Here is a 14744-nt window from a genome sequence, read left to right on the forward strand (position 1 = left end):
GCGGTCCGTGCCGCGGCCACCGCTCCGGCCTCAGCCGCAGCCGCCGGCGTGGCCCTGGTCGCCACCGGCCGGCAGCAGGTCGGCGTGGGTCGCCGGGTCCGGCGCGTCGACGGCCGGCGCGCCGGACCGCTCGGTACCGAGGACGGCCCGGACGAATGGGGCGACCCGGTCCACCCCCCAGTACTTGTCCCTGCCGTTGATGAAGAACGGCACGCCGAACAGGCCGTCGTGGGCGGACTCGGCAAGCAGGGCGGCGCCCCGCTTGCGCAGCTGGGGGTCGCAGGCGGCCGTGGACAGCCGCTCGGCGTCGAGGCCGAGCTCCTCCGCGATGGCGGCGATCACCCCGGGCTCGGAGATGTTCTTGCCCTCCTGCCAGCGGGCGCGGTAGGCGGCGGCGACGAACTCCTTGCCGCGGCCCTCGTCCTCGGCGGCGATCCACGCCAGGTGGGCCACCTCCCAGCACGGATCGCGGTCGATGGGCCAGGTGATGTCCGCCAGCCCGCGCTCGGTGGCGAGCCTGCGGGTGTCCTGCAGGATGTAGAAGTTCTTCGCCCGGCTCATGGCGACGATCGGGAGGGTGACGCCCTCGTCGGCCAGCAGCCGTGCGGTCTCCTCGTCCGGCTCCCAGAACGGCAGCCAGTCGATGGAGTCGAGCACCTCGGGGTGGGTGCCCATCAGGTCGCGGTAGGCGAACCAGGAATACGGGCTGCGCAGGGAGAAGTACCAGCGCGGCCGACGGCGGGAAGCCATGGGGATCCTCCGGGCGTGTCGTCGTGGGTCACTCGCCGCGCAGCGCGCGCAGGACCTCGTCGTCGAAGACGGCCATCTGCCACTCCGACTCCGGGGTCTCCTTGTGGCAGTAACCGTGGGTGATCGAGCCGGTGGCGGTCTTGACGAGCTTGCCGTCCCGCACGACGTGGAAGTCCAGGCGGGAGGTGTAGAGCATGTCCTTGAAGACGGACTCCACGGTGTAGACCGTGTAGAGGTTCTCCTCCATGATCGCCTCGTCGGTGAACTGCAGCTTGCACTGCGTCACGACGGGGATCCAGCCGCGCTCGTCGAGCATCCGCTTGATGCTGATGCCGCGGGAGGCGACGAAGAGGTGCTTGGCCTCCTCCATCTGGCGCAGGTAGCCCGACATCTGCATGCGCTCGGTGAAGTGGCAGTAGTAGTAGGGAATCTTCCACTTCCAGCCGACGGCGTTGTCGTCGCCGATGATCTCGGCGAGCACCGGGTCGGTGTCGGTGTCCTCGCCGCGGTGGAACGCGCCGGCGAAGTCGTCGACAGGGGCGGCGGCCAGCTCGGTGGGCTCCGCGGTGGCGAGCCGGTCGACCACGAAGCGCTCAAGCTCCGCGGGCAGCGGGGCCGGGTCGTCGATGTTGGTGTCGCGGCGCAGCAGCACCCGCAGCTTGGAGGTGACGGCCTTCTTGGGCGCGCCGTCGCGCTGCACGGTCGCGCTCACCGCGAAGACCATCTCGGTGTCGGTCTCCCGGATCTTCGGGACCACCTCCAGCAGCACGTCGTCGTCGAGGGTGAGGACCGTGTGCAGCCGGGTGTCGACGCCGACCACGTCGAAGTTGACGCCGTGCACCAGGTACAGCTCGGTGGCGCCGAGACCGACGGCCCGGAAGTGGTCGAGCACCGCGGCTTCGAGCAGGTAGTTGTCACACTTGAAACCGATCGCGGTGTTGATGTTGCCGCCCTCGTAGGACGGGCGCATGGTCACCGAACTCGGTTCGTTCAGCAGCTTCTTGATCTCGACATCGGTCAGGGTGGCCATCGGTGTGCTCCCGTACTCAGTTGACCGCCGCCGGGGGGTGCCCGGCCGGCAGGGTGGTGAGGAATTGCCGGACGGTGAGCGAGAACCGCTCCGGACGTTCGGCCATCGGTGTGTGCCCGCAGTCGTCGATCCGGTCGATCGAGGCGTTGCCGAGCCGGGCGGCGAGGATCTCGCCCTCGGCGGGCGGCGCGATCGGGTCGCGGTCGCCGACGACGACGTGAACGGGCAGGCCGACCAGTTCGACGGGCAGGAAGGGGGTATGCAGGTAGGCGTGCAGGTAACGGACCACCCAGTGGGGGCCGAGCTGCGCGCACGCGTGCTCGGCCATCTCGGTCCGCAGGTCCCGGTCCAGGGGCTTGCGGGCCATCAGCCGGATGCCGTCCTCCGCGCCCAGACGCAGCCGGTCGAGGAATCCGGGCAGTTCGGCCCAGGAGAAATCCTCCGGCCGCTGCCGGAAGAACGGCGAGACCAGCACGGCGCCCCGGATGCCGAGTTCCTCGCGCGGATCCGCGCCGCCCGCCGCGGCGTCGGCGAGCAGGGCCAGCAGCAGGACCGTCGCGTAGGAGTGCGCGACCACCACGTCCACGCCGCCGGGGACCCGCGCGATCGCCTCGGTGATCCAGGCGCTCTCGTCCCGTTCGGGTATGGCGAACGGACCGCCCGCCCGCCAGGGCAGGCCGGCGGTCCACAGGTCGAGGTCGGGAGGACGGTGCGCGGCGAATGCGTCCCAGCAGCTCTCGCTGCTGCCGAGGCCGTGCAGCAGCAAGGCGCGGTGTCCCGCCTCGGCGGGAGCGCCTCGCTGTCGGAGCACGAGCGGCTCGACATCGCCTTTCTGGAGCACCGGATATCCCTTTCCGAAGGAATTCGGACAATAGATAGTGACGCCGGTCAGAATTCCGTCCGGCAAAGCGCCGCCGACGCTAGCAACATCCTCCGCGCCGGCAAACGCCTCATCAATGATTTTGCAGTGACATGCAAACCGCCGTGCGCCGCACGCAGACCGGCATTGCCGCATCGGCTGTGAAACCGGCTCCGTGTGGCACATGAACGACGAAATGATGCGTTGCGCACTCGATCATCCCGGAAATGCGGCGTGCCGAAAGAGGTCTTTCAGCAAGCTGCGACTACAGATTTTTCCAAGCGGCGACGACGTCGTCCGCGCCGGATGGCGCGTCCAGCGACCGCCGGGCCGCCACCAGGGCCTTCGGCCAGTTCACGGTCAGCGCGGCGCCCAGGCGTGCGCCGCGCCGGTAGGCCACGGCGAAACGGCGCAGCGGGCCCGCGCCGCGCACCACGGTGACGTCGTCGCCCGGGTCGGGGCGGCCCAGCAGGGTGATCTTGCCGCCGTACTGGTCGGACCAGACGAAGAACGCGTGCCGGTGGGCCACCGGCGCCGGCCCGACGATGCCGCGCACGACGGCGTCGGCCTGCTCCACGGCGTTGGTCCAGTGCTCGACCCGCAGGTGGCGTCGGAGCAGCGGGTCGCGGCAGCGGGCCACGTCGCCGATCGCGTACACCGTGTGGTCGGCGTCGACCGCGCAGTACTCGTCGCACAGGACGCCGCCGTCGTCGTCCAGCGCGACGCCGGAGCCGGCGAGCCAGTCCGTGTTCGGCCCGACCCCGATGCCCACCACGACGGCGTCCGCGTCCAGCGTGCGCCCGTCGGTGAGCGCCACCCCGGTGACCACCGGATCGCCGACGAGTCCGGCGACGGAGACGCCGCACAGCAACCGCACGCCGTTGTCCTCGTGCAGCAGGGCGAGTTCGGCCGCCACCTCCTCGCCGAGCAGTCCGGACAGCGGTGCGGGCAACGCCTCCACCACGGTCGTCCCGATGCCGCGGGAGCGGGCCGTGGAGGCCACCTCGGCTCCGATGAAGCCACCGCCGACGACGACCAGACGGCCTGAGCCGATCCGGTCGAGATCGGCCCGCAGCGCGTGGCAGTCCGCGAGCGTGCGCAGCAGGTGCACGCCCCGGCGCGGCATGCCGGGCAGCGTGCGCGGTGACGCGCCACAGGCCAGGACCAGCCGGTCGTACTCCAACTCGTCGCCGGTGTCCAGCCGCAGCACGCGGCTTGCCGGGTTTAGCGCCGCGGCGGCCGCGGTGTGCCGCTCCGCACGCCACTGTCCGGCGCTGCCCAGCGAGGCGCGGTCGGGCGCCCAGTCGCCGGCGAGGATCTGCTTGGACAGGGGAGGCCGGTCGTAGGGCGCGTCCGGGTCCGGGTCGACCAGCGTGATCGAACCGGTGTAGCCGGCCTGCCGCAGCCCCGACGCGACGCGGCTGCCGCCGACCGAGGCGCCGACGATCACCACACGGCGCACGCTCACGACATCGCTCCGTCGGCGACGAGCGCGTCCTCCGGGGCGGTCTCGGCCAGGGCGCGCGGGGTACGCAGCTCCAGCACGTCGCGCAGGCCGAAGGTCCAACCGGCCCTGCGGGCCTTGGTTGCCAGACGGGCGGCCCGGAGGCTGTCACCGCCCCGGGCGAAGAAGTCGTCGTCGAGGTGGACCGCGGGCACGCCGAGGATCTCGGCGAACAGGGCGCACATCAGCGCCTCGGCCGCGGTCTCCGGCGCGGCACCCGTGGGGGCGCCCTGGGCCGGTGGCTCGGGGAGCGCGTCCTTGTCGAGCTTCCCGTTCGAGGTCAGCGGGAGCTCGTCGACCACGACGACCGCCGAGGGGACCATGTAGGCGGGCAGCACCCGGCACAGGGCCTCCCGCAGCGAGGCGGGATCGGGGGCGGCACCTTCCACGGGCACCACGTAACCCGCCAGGTACCGGTCGCCGGAACGGTCCTCGCGCGCGATCACGGCCGCCTGCCGCACCCCGGGCTGGGCGGCGACCACCGAGGTGACCTCGCCGAGCTCGATCCGGTAGCCGCGGATCTTCACCTGGTCGTCGGTGCGGCCCAGGTACTCGAAGACCCCGTCGGGCCGCACCCGCACCGTGTCGCCGGTGCGGTACATGCGCCCGCCGCCGAAGGGATCGGCCACGAACCGTTCCGAGGTGAGGCCGGGACGGCCCAGGTAGCCGCGCGCGACCTGGCCGCCCGCGATGTACAGCTCGCCGACGACGCCGGCCCCGACCGGCCGCAGCCGCTCGTCCAGCACGTACAGGTCGGTGCCCGGCGTCGGGAGCCCGATGGGGGTGGCGCCGGGCTCTATCCCGTCGTGCGGCCCGATGCGGAACGTGCAGCACCCGACGGTCGCCTCGGTCGGACCGTACTCGTTGATCACCGCCGCGCCGGGGTGCGTGCGCCGCCACCGGTCGACGACGTCGCCGATCAGCATCTCGCCGCCGACCACCAGCTCGCCGGTCGGCGACAGCGTGCTCGGCAGCGCGGTCAGCAGCGGCAGGTGCGACGGGGTCGCCTTGACGAAGCCCGGCCGGTCGTGCGCCGCCCCGTCGCCGGCCGGCTCCCGGTCCAACGACGCGACACGGACGCAACCGCCCAGGAGCAGCGGCCCGTACAGCGCGGTGACCGTGAGGTCGAACGCCACGGGGGAGTGCAGCAGCGCGCCGTCCGCGAGGCTCGGGTACTCGGCGCAGGCGAACTCCAGGTAGCGCACGAGGGTGTCGTGCTGCACCGCGACGCCCTTGGGCCGGCCGGTGGAGCCGGAGGTGTAGATGACGTAGGCCAGGTTCTGCGCGGTGAGCGGCGCCACCCGGTCGACGTCGGTCGGGTCGTGGTCGGGGACGCCGGCCGCCTCGGCGGCGGCGACGGCCTCGGCGACGGCCGTGGTCCGCACACCGCCGGCGCCGGGCTCGGCGTCCTGGACCAGCATCAGCTCCAGCCCGGTGTCCTCGACGATGAACGCGGCCCGTTCCGCCGGGCAGTCGCTGTCGATCGGCACGTACGCCGCGCCGGCCTTGAGGATGCCGAGCAGCGCCACCACCAGATCGGCCGACCTCGCGAGCCGGACCCCGATCAGTCGCTCCGGGCCGAAGCCGCGGGCGATCAGGTGGTGCGCCAGCAGGTTCGCCCGGCGGTTCAGCTCGGCGTAGTCCAGCTCCCGCCCGCCGCAGCGGACGGCGGTGGCGTGCGGCGTGCGTGCCACCTGTCGCCGGAAGAGGTCGGGGAGGGGCGATTGAGCCATCGTGTCTTCCTATTCCTTCGGAAACGGGAGTGCCGCGGGCACGGGCCCACGGATCACCCGACGCGACCCGCGGCCAGCTGACGGACCGTCGGACGCAGGTACAGGTCGCGCATCGCCACCGTGAAGTCGCCGCGTCGACGCAACGCGGCGCCCACGCGCATGGCCAGCAGGGAGTTGCCGCCGAGGTCGAAGAAGTTGTCGTCCGGGCCCACCGGGACGCCGAGCACCTCCTGCCAGACCTCCAGCAGCGCCGCCTCGAAGGCGTCGCCCGGTGCGGCGGCGCCGCCGTCGGCCCCGCCCGCGCCGGCGCCCTCGGCCCGGCGGCCGGGGACGGCGCTCTCCCGCGCGACGGCCGCCGGGGCGGGCTTGGGGAGCTTGCGGGTGTCGAGCTTGCCGTTGGTGGTGAGCGGCATCTTGTCGAGCGCGGTGATCGTCGACGGCACCATGTACTCGGGGAGGAACCTGGCCGCGCGCTGCCGCACGGCCGCGGTGTCGTCCCCGTCCATCACCACGAACGCGTCGAGCTGGGCCGTCGCCGGGTCGTCCGGGTCGGCACGGTTGAGCAGCACGGCCGCCGCGGTCACCTGCGGGTCGTCCAGCAGCACCGAGCGGATCTCGTCCAGTTCGATGCGGAAGCCGCGCAGCTTGACCTGGCTGTCCAGCCGGCCCAGGTGCTCCAGCCGCCCGTCGGGCAGCAGCCTGCCCTTGTCCCCGCTGCGGTACATCCGCTCGCCGGTGCGCGGATCGGTCAGGAACCGCCGGCCGGTCAGCTCCGGCTTGTTCAGGTAGTACGACGCGACGCCCGCACCGCCGACGTAGATCTCACCGGCGACGCCCACCGGCAGCGGCCTGCCCTCGGGGTCGGCGACCCGCACCCACCAACCGGGCAGGGCGCGCCCGACCGACTTCGATCCGGCGAGGGCCTCGGCCCTGGTGACGGTCTGCGCGGTCACGTGCACCGTCGTCTCGGTGATGCCGTACATGTTGACCACCCGGCACCCGGTCTCCGGGTGCCGGTCGAACCAGGGCAGCAGCATCCGCGGGTCGAGCCCCTCGCCGCCGAAGACCACCAGTCGCACCGGGGCGGGGTCGGCCCCGTCCCGCTCGACCTCCACCAACTGGGCGAAGGCCGACGGGGTCTGGCTGAGCACCGAGACCCGTTCCCGCGACAGCAGCCGGTGGAAGTCCTCCGGCGAGCGCGACACCCAGTAGGGCACGACGACCAGGCGTCCGCCGGTGAGCAGACACCCCCAGATCTCCCACACCGAGAAGTCGAAGGCGCTGGAGTGGAACAGCGTCCAGGTGTCGTCCTCGCCCAGGCCGAACTCCCCGGTGGTGGCGGCCATCAGGGCGAGCACGTTCACGTGCGGGACGACCACGCCCTTGGGCCGGCCGGTGGAGCCGGAGGTGTAGATGACGTAGGCCGGGTCGTCCGGGCCGGTCGTCGACGACGGCGGACCGTCGCACCGTGCGGGCGCCAGCTCCGCGAGCTCGGCCGTGCCGATCACCCGGACGCGGTCGCCGCCGGGGAACTCCGCGTGGTCGGTGACGACCGTGGCGAGTCCGGCGTCGACGGTGGTGTAGGACAGCCGGTCCCGGGGGTAGGCGGGATCCATCGGAACGTAGGTCGCGCCCGCCTTGAGCACGGCGAGCAACGTGACGATCAGCTCGGCGGACCGCTCCAGGCACACCCCGACCCGGTCGCCGTCGGCCACGCCGAGCCCTCGCAGGGCGTGGGCGAGCCGGTCGGCCCGGCCGTCGAGTTCGCCGTAGCTCACCTGGTGGTCCTCGAAACGGACCGCGACCGCGTCCGGCCGGCTCGCGGCGATCGCGGCGATCGCCGCATCGATCCGCTGCGGCACGAAGGACTCCGCCGGGCCGGGCCGGCCGAGCGCGTCCAGGTGGTCCAACTCGTCCTCGTCCAGCAACCGCACGTCCGAGACGGGGGTGTCGGGTACCTCGAGGAGCACCCCGTGCACCCGGCACACGTGCCGGAGGAACTGGTCGGCGATGCCGGCGGACAGCTTCCGCGGCGAGAAGTCGCAGCGCAGCATCCGGTTCCCCGCGGCGTCGCGGACCACCGAGACGGTCACCGGGAACGGCGGGAGCTGGAACGGCAGGTACTCGGCCGAGGCCGCGCCGGGCAGGTCCGCCGCCGGGTCGAGGTCGGCGAAGACCAGTCCCGCCCCGGCGATGCCGGCGGGATCGCCGCCGGCGGCCTCCACCTCGCGCCGTAGCTCCTCGGTGTACCACGCCGGCCCGGCCGCGACCGCCGCGCGGACCTGCTTGTCGAGGGTGCCCAGCGTGTTCGCGCCGTCCACCGCCACCGGTACCAGGGCGACCCCCTCGACGGGGACGACGGAGGCGCCGTCGTCGGTGTCGGTGACCAGCGCCGCGAGGACGGGCCTGCCCACCCCCTCGTAGCGGGCGAGGACGACGCCGAGGGCGGCCGCCCAGCTCTCGGTGTCCCCCTCCGGGTGCCCGGCGGGCAGCGGCAGCAGAGCGGTCTCGGGCACGTCCGGGTCGTGCGGCCGGCCGAGTCCCCAGTCCAACTGGGCGCCGGGGTGGCACTCGGCGATGTCGGCGGCGTGCCGGGCGGCGTCGTACCGCCGTCCGCCGCCCGCGGTCCGGGCGGCGCAGGCCTCCCGGTCGGCACGGGGCGGTGCGCCGCCGAGCAGTTCCGCGACGAACCCGCGCAGCGCCGCGGCGCCGAGCGCCGCACGATGCGCCACCACGACGAGTTCGGCGACGCCGTCGGCGTAGTGCAGCAGCACTCCGCGCACGGGAGCGTCCCGGTGGGCGACCACCGGCCGGACGAGTTCCCGCGCCCGCCACCGCTGTGCGGCGGACTCGTCGGAGCGGCACGGCACGCGCTCGGTCCACAGCCGTGCGGCGCCGCGGAAGGCCGCCGCCGTCCCGGCGGCGGGGAGCAGCGCGGCGGCCCGGTCGGCGAACCGCCTCGCCAGCACCTGCGGCCCGTCCGCCGGCAGCCCGTCGGCGAGGCGCACGCTCAGCGCGTGGCAGACCGCGCCGGGCGCTTTCCGGTCGCTGTCCGGGATCCGTTCACCGGAATGGACGACGGTGCGCCGCGCCGGCGTGAGAGCTGCGAAGGCGTCCTGTTCAGAGATCGACACCACTGGTCCCCTTGGCGTGATTGCGGTGGTTCACCGGGCGGTGAAGCCGCCGTCGACGGTCAGCACGGAGCCGGTCACCTGCCTGGACTCGTCCGAGGCCAGCCAGACGGCGGCCTGGGCCACGTCCTCCGGCTCGATCAACGAGTTCATCGGCTGCGACTGGACGAAAGTCTCCTCGTGCTCGGTGACCGGCAGGTCGAGCGACCGCGCGATCTCGGCGAGCATCCGGCCCTCGACCTGGCTGTCGTCCCGGATCGAGCCGGGACACAGGGCGTTGACCCGGACCTTCAACGGCGCGTAGTCGAGCGCGGTCGCCTTGGTCAGCCCGATCAGGCCGTGCTTGGAGGCCGCGTATCCGGCGAAGTGCCGGTAGCCGACCAGGCCGGCGGTGGACGACACGTTGATCACGCTGCCCGACCGCCGGGCGACCATGAGGGGGCCGACCACCGAGGTCATGCGCCAGGCGCCGGACAGGTTGACGTCGAGCATCACCTGCCACTCGTCCTCGGTGATCTCGTGGGCCGACTTGCCCGACGGCGCCACGATGCCCGCGTTGTTGACGAGCACGTCGACCTTGCCGAACCGGTCGCAGACCTGCTCCACCACCGCGCGCAGCGCGGCGAGGTCGCGGATGTCGGCCGCCGCCGCGAGCACGGAGGCGCCCTGCTCGCGGCAGAGCCGCGCGGTGTGGTCGAGCTGGCTGGCGGTGCCGAGCGGGTAGGGAACGCCGGGGATGTCACCGCACACGTCGAGCAAGGCGAGGTCGGCGCCCTCCCGACTGAACGCCAGCGCGCAGGCGCGGCCGACACCACGCGCGGCTCCCGTCACGATGACGGTCTTTCCTTGCAGACGCACCAGGACTCCTTACGTTGAGGACAATCGGCGGACCCGACCGCGCCGGCTCACCCGGGGCAGACGTCCGCGAGCACCCGGATGAGGCCCTCGGGGTTGTCGACCAGGTACATGTGGCCGCCCTCGACCTCCGCGAACCGGAAGTCCCTGCTGGTGGCCTTGCTCCACTCCATGGCCTGTTCGGTGGTCACGAGCGTGTCGGTGGTGCCGCGGACCGAGACGATCGGCACGGGCAGCGGGTCGTCGGACCGGGGAACGTAGCTCTCGTGCATCTCGACGTCGGCCCGCAGCGTGGGCAGCAGCAGTTCCCGCATCTCCGGGTCCTCGAGCGCGTCGTGCCGGTAGCCGGCGAACTCCTTGACCCGCGCCAGGAACTCGTCGTCGTCCAGCCCGCTCGCGCCGTTCTCCCGCCGGGTCCACGGGCCGGGTGAGCCGCTGATCACCAGCGCGGTCAGGTCGACGCCGTCGGTCGCGGCCAGCCGGTGCGCGATCTCGTAGGACAGCACCGCTCCCAGGCTGTGTCCGAACAGGACGACGGGACCGGCGCCGGAGACCCGCTCCAGCACCTCGGGCAGCAGCCCCTCGGTGGCCGCGGCCACGTCCCGGTAGGGCTCCTCGGCGAAGCGCTGTTCCCGGCCGGGCAGCTGGACGGCCGCCAGCTCGAACCTGTCCTGGCACAACGGCACCCAGGGGCGGAAGACCGAGGCGCCCGCGCCGGCGAACGGCACGCAGAGTACGACCGCCTTTGGCATGTTCATTCCCTCTCTGTCACTGTCGGGTGAGCGCCGTCGGGGCGTCACGCACGATCTCCACGGGCGGTCCCGGCCAGCTTCTTGGCCAGCACCGCCCCCATCTCGGCGAGCGGCTCCGGCCGCATCAGGTCGTTGTGGGAGGTGGCGACGGTGTGGATCTCCAACCCGCCGTCGACGTGGTCCAGCCAGCGGTCGGGGTCGCCGGCCGGGTCGACCGTCGCGGCGAACATCACCGCTCCTGCCCGGCAACGGCCCGTGAGCGCCTCCGCGTCGGCGCGGAAGCTGTTGGCCATCACCTTCTGCAGACGCCGCATCCGATCCGTCGACAGGCCGGCGAGGTCGTTGCCGGAGGACCGCACCGCGGCCATGACCGTGTCGAAGTCGACCGGGCCGTCCAACTCCGACGCGTCGACGCCGGCCGCCGCCAGGATGCCGTCGAGGAACTCCCGCTCGGAGAAGCTCGCGCCCGCCTCGACCTCGGTGCGCGGGTAGGCGTCCAGCAGCGCGAGCAACTCGACCTCCTGGCCCGCGGACTCCAGCAGGACGGCCATGGCGTGCGCGATCCGCCCGCCGAGCGACCACCCCAGCAGCCGGTAGGGGCCCTCCGGCTGCACCGCGCGGACGCGGGCCACGTAGTCGGCGGCCATCTCCTCGATCGACTCCGGCAGCGGGTCGTCGTCGCCGAGACCGGCCGCCTGCAGGCCGTACAACCCGACTCCCGCGGGCAGGTGCTCGGCGAGACCGGCGTACGGCCAGCTGAGCCCGCCGAGCGGGTGCACGCAGAACACCGGCGCGCCCTCGCCGCCGGAGCGCAGCGGCAGCAGCCGGCCCAGCGGCCCCGCCGCGTCGCCCCGCCCGAGGCGGACGGCCAGCGCCGCCACCGTCGGCGCCTCGAAGATCGACACCACCGACATCTCCACGCCCAGCCGGGCCCGGACCCGGCTGATGAGCCGGGTGGCCAGCAGCGAGTGCCCGCCCAGCTCGAAGAAGTTGTCGTCGATGCCGACCGTGTCATGGCCGAGCAGCTCGGCGAAGATCTCGCAGAGCGCCGTCTCGGTCCCGTCGCGCGGGGCGCGGCTCGGCCGGCGTTCCAACTGCCGGGGCGCGGGGAGCGCCTTCTTGTCGACCTTCCCGTTGGGCGTGACCGGAACGGTGTCGATCGCCGTGTAGTGCACGGGCACCATGTGGTCGGGCAGCACGGTGGCGAGGTGGTCGCGCAGTGCCGCCAGGTCCACCGGCGTCGCCGGATCGGCGCGGGTGACGTACGCGGCCAGCTGCAGATCGCCCGAGGGCGCCTTGTGCGCGGTCACGATCGCGGTGCCCACCGCGGGGTGCCGCGCGATCGCGTGCTCGATCTCGCCGGGCTCGATGCGCTGTCCGCGGATCTTCACCTGGTCGTCGGTGCGGCCGAGGAACTCGATCACCCCGTCCCGGGTGATCCTGGCCAGGTCGCCGGTGCGGTAGAGCCGTGATCCGGGCGGGCCGTAGGGGTCGGCGACGAACCGCTGTGCGGTCAGGTCCGGCCGGCCGAGGTAGCCGTGCGCGAGCTGCACGCCGCCCAGGTACAGTTCGCCGCCGCTGCCGACCGGGGCCACAGCGAGCTGGGCGTCCAGCACGTAGGTCCGGGTGTTCCAGATCGGCCTGCCGATGGGGACCACCACGCCGCCGGACTCGGTGGCGCAGTCCCAGGCGGTCACGTCCACGGACGCCTCGGTCGGACCGTAGAGGTTGTGCAGCTCGGCCCCGAGCAGTGCCCGGAACCGGTCGCGCAGTCCGGCGGGCAGTGCCTCGCCGCTCACGAGGACGCGGCGCAGGCCGGTGCACCGGGCGGCCTCGGGCTCGGCGAGGAAGACCTCCAGCATGGACGGCACGAAGTGCGCCGTGGTGACGCCCGTCTCCCGGATCAGCCGGGCCAGGTAGCCCGGGTCCCGGTGCCCGCCCGGCCTGGCGGCCACCTGGACCGCGCCGGCCACCAGCGGCCAGAAGAACTCCCAGACCGACACGTCGAACCCGGACGGGGTCTTCTGCAGCACCCGGTCGTCCGGGCCGAGCCGGTGGGCGTCCTGCATCCACAGCAGCCGGTTCACGATGCCCCGGTGCGGCACGACGACGCCCTTGGGCCGGCCGGTCGAGCCGGAGGTGTAGATGAGGTAGGCGGGGGAGTCCGGCAGCGGACCCGGCAGCGCGCCGGCGTCGGCCGGCAGGGCGTTTGACGCCTCCTCGGTGCCGGGGTCGTCGAGCACGACCAGGTGCTCGACGGCCTCCTCGGTGCCGTCGGGCAGCCTCCCGCGCGCGTCGCGGGTGGTGACCACGACCGCCGGGGCGGCGTCGGCCAGCAGGTAGGCGATCCGCTCGGCCGGGTAGTCCGTCTCGACCGGCAGGTACGCCGCGCCCGCCTTGATCGTGGCGAGGAGGGCGACGGTCAGGGCGGCCGAGCGGGGCACGGCCACCGCGACGACGTCGCCGCGGCGTACTCCGCGGGTGGTGAGCAGCGCGGCCAGAGCGGTGGAGCGTTCGTCGAGTTCGGCGTAGGTGAGGTGGGCGTCCTCGGCCACGATCGCGGGCCGGTCCGGGGTCCGCGCCACCTGGGCGGCGAACAGCCCGGCGATGGTCCCCGGCTCGAAACCGGACGCCGTCGCCGGCGGCAGCTCCAGCGTCCGGTCGGTGTCGTTCCAACCGGTCAGCAACTGCTCGCGCTCGGCGGAGCCGAGGATGTCGATCCGGCTGAGCGGCACCGCCGGGTCGGTGACACCGGCGGTGAGCAGCCGGACGAACCGCTCGGCGAAGCGCGCCACGGTCTCCTCGTCGAACAGGTCGGTGCTGTACTCGATGGACATGTCGATGCCCGCCGGCGCGCCGTCGAGGTCGGTGCGTTCGATGAAGTTGAAGCCGAGGTCGAATTTGGCGGCGCCGAGTTCGCCGTCGATGGGGTGGGCGGTCAGGCCGGGCAGGTCCAGGGAGGCCTGGGTGTTGTTCTGCAGCACGATCATGACCTGGAACAGCGGGTGGCGGGCCAGGGAGCGGGCGGGTTGGAGGGCGTGGACGAGTTGTTCGAAGGGCAGGTCCTGGTGGGCGTAGGCGGCCAGGTCGGTGGTGCGGGTGCGTTCGACCAGTTCGCGCAGGCCGGGGTCGCCGGAGGTGTCGGTGCGCAGCACCAGGGTGTTGACGAAGAAGCCGACCAGGTCGTCCAGGGCGGTGTCGGTGCGGCCGGCGATGGCGGTTCCCAGTGGGATGTCGGTGCCGGCGCCCAGGCGGGAGAGGAGTCCGGCGACGCCGGCCTGCAGGACCATGAACAGGCTGGAGCGGGTGGAGCGGGCCAGGCCGGTCAGGTCGCGGTGGAGTCGGGCGCCGAGTTCGGTGGTGACCAGGCCGCCGCGGTAGCTGGAGACGGCCGGGCGGGCTCGGTCCACCGGGAGGTTGAGTTCGTCGGGCAGGCCGTCCAGGGCCTGGCGCCAGTAGGCGAGTTGGGCGGCGATGGGGGAGTCGGGGTCGTTCTCGTCGCCGAGGGTGTCGTGCTGCCACAGGGCGTAGTCGGCGTACTGTGCGGGCAGTGGCTGCCAGGTGGGGGCGGTGCCGGTCAGGCGGGCGCGGTAGGCCTGGCCGAGGTCGCGGGCGAGGGGGGCCTGGGACCAGCCGTCGCCGGCGATGTGGTGGACCACCAGGCACAGTACGTGTTCGGTGTCGGTGAGGCGGAACAGCCAGGCGCGCACCGGTAGGTCGGTGGCGAGGTCGAAGCCGGTGGAGGCGGCCTGGGCCAGCGCGGCCGGCAGGTCCTCGGCGTTCACCTCGGTCAGGTCCAGGGGCAGGGTCGCGTCCTGGGCGGGGACGATCTGCTGCCACGGTTCGCCGTCGGTGTCGGGGAAGACGGTGCGCAGTGATTCGTGGCGGCCGATCACGTCCTGCAGGGCCGCGCCCAGTGCGGTGGTGTCCAGTGTTCCGGTCAGGCGGACGGCCAGTGGGATGTTGTAGGTGCCGCTGGGGCCTTCCATGCGGTTGAGGAACCACAGTCGGCGTTGGGCGAAGGACAGCGGGATCCGTTCGGGGCGTTCGGCCGGGCGTACCGGGGGTCGTCCGCCGGTGGCCGAGTCCACCACCCGCTCGGCCAGCGCCGCCACCGTCTGCGCATCGAA

General features: G+C 73.1%; 9 protein-coding genes. All 9 read right to left on the reverse strand.

What is annotated here, in order from left to right; all coding sequences use genetic code 11:
* Positions 1-30 precede the first annotated feature (30 nt).
* Positions 31-750, reverse strand: a complete 720-nt coding sequence (locus tag BMY40_RS26775) for a 2-hydroxychromene-2-carboxylate isomerase (RefSeq protein WP_093663361.1) — start codon at positions 748-750, stop codon at positions 31-33.
* 28 nt (positions 751-778) lie between these two features.
* Positions 779-1780, reverse strand: coding sequence for an acyl-CoA thioesterase family protein (locus tag BMY40_RS26780; RefSeq protein ID WP_093663362.1), 1002 nt, complete (start codon positions 1778-1780; stop codon positions 779-781).
* 16 nt (positions 1781-1796) lie between these two features.
* On the reverse strand, positions 1797-2546 hold the full coding sequence (locus BMY40_RS26785; protein WP_093663363.1) for an alpha/beta fold hydrolase: 750 nt from the start codon (positions 2544-2546) through the stop codon (positions 1797-1799).
* A gap of 358 nt (positions 2547-2904) precedes the next feature.
* Positions 2905-4107: an NAD(P)/FAD-dependent oxidoreductase gene (locus BMY40_RS26790; protein WP_093663364.1), complete on the reverse strand. Its 1203-nt coding sequence runs from the start codon at positions 4105-4107 to the stop codon at positions 2905-2907.
* Entirely contained in the window at positions 4104-5876 is a 1773-nt protein-coding gene (locus tag BMY40_RS26795) for a non-ribosomal peptide synthetase (RefSeq protein ID WP_093663365.1), read from the reverse strand. Before BMY40_RS26795 ends, BMY40_RS26790 begins: the two co-directional genes overlap by 4 nt.
* A gap of 53 nt (positions 5877-5929) precedes the next feature.
* Positions 5930-9010, reverse strand: coding sequence for an amino acid adenylation domain-containing protein (locus BMY40_RS26800; protein ID WP_093663366.1), 3081 nt, complete (start codon positions 9008-9010; stop codon positions 5930-5932).
* Positions 9011-9040: 30 nt separating this feature from the next.
* On the reverse strand, positions 9041-9865 hold the full coding sequence (locus tag BMY40_RS26805; RefSeq protein ID WP_093663367.1) for a mycofactocin-coupled SDR family oxidoreductase: 825 nt from the start codon (positions 9863-9865) through the stop codon (positions 9041-9043).
* A 47-nt stretch (positions 9866-9912) separates the two neighbouring features.
* The gene (locus tag BMY40_RS26810; RefSeq protein WP_093663368.1) at positions 9913-10614 is read right to left on the reverse strand and encodes a thioesterase II family protein; all 702 of its coding nucleotides are present in this window, start codon (positions 10612-10614) and stop codon (positions 9913-9915) included.
* 44 nt (positions 10615-10658) lie between these two features.
* The coding region (locus BMY40_RS26815) for a non-ribosomal peptide synthetase (protein ID WP_143071837.1) at positions 10659-14744 on the reverse strand (4086 nt) is incomplete at its 5' end.

Source organism: Streptomyces radiopugnans, from assembly GCF_900110735.1.
GTDB classification, from domain to species: domain Bacteria; phylum Actinomycetota; class Actinomycetes; order Streptomycetales; family Streptomycetaceae; genus Streptomyces; species Streptomyces radiopugnans.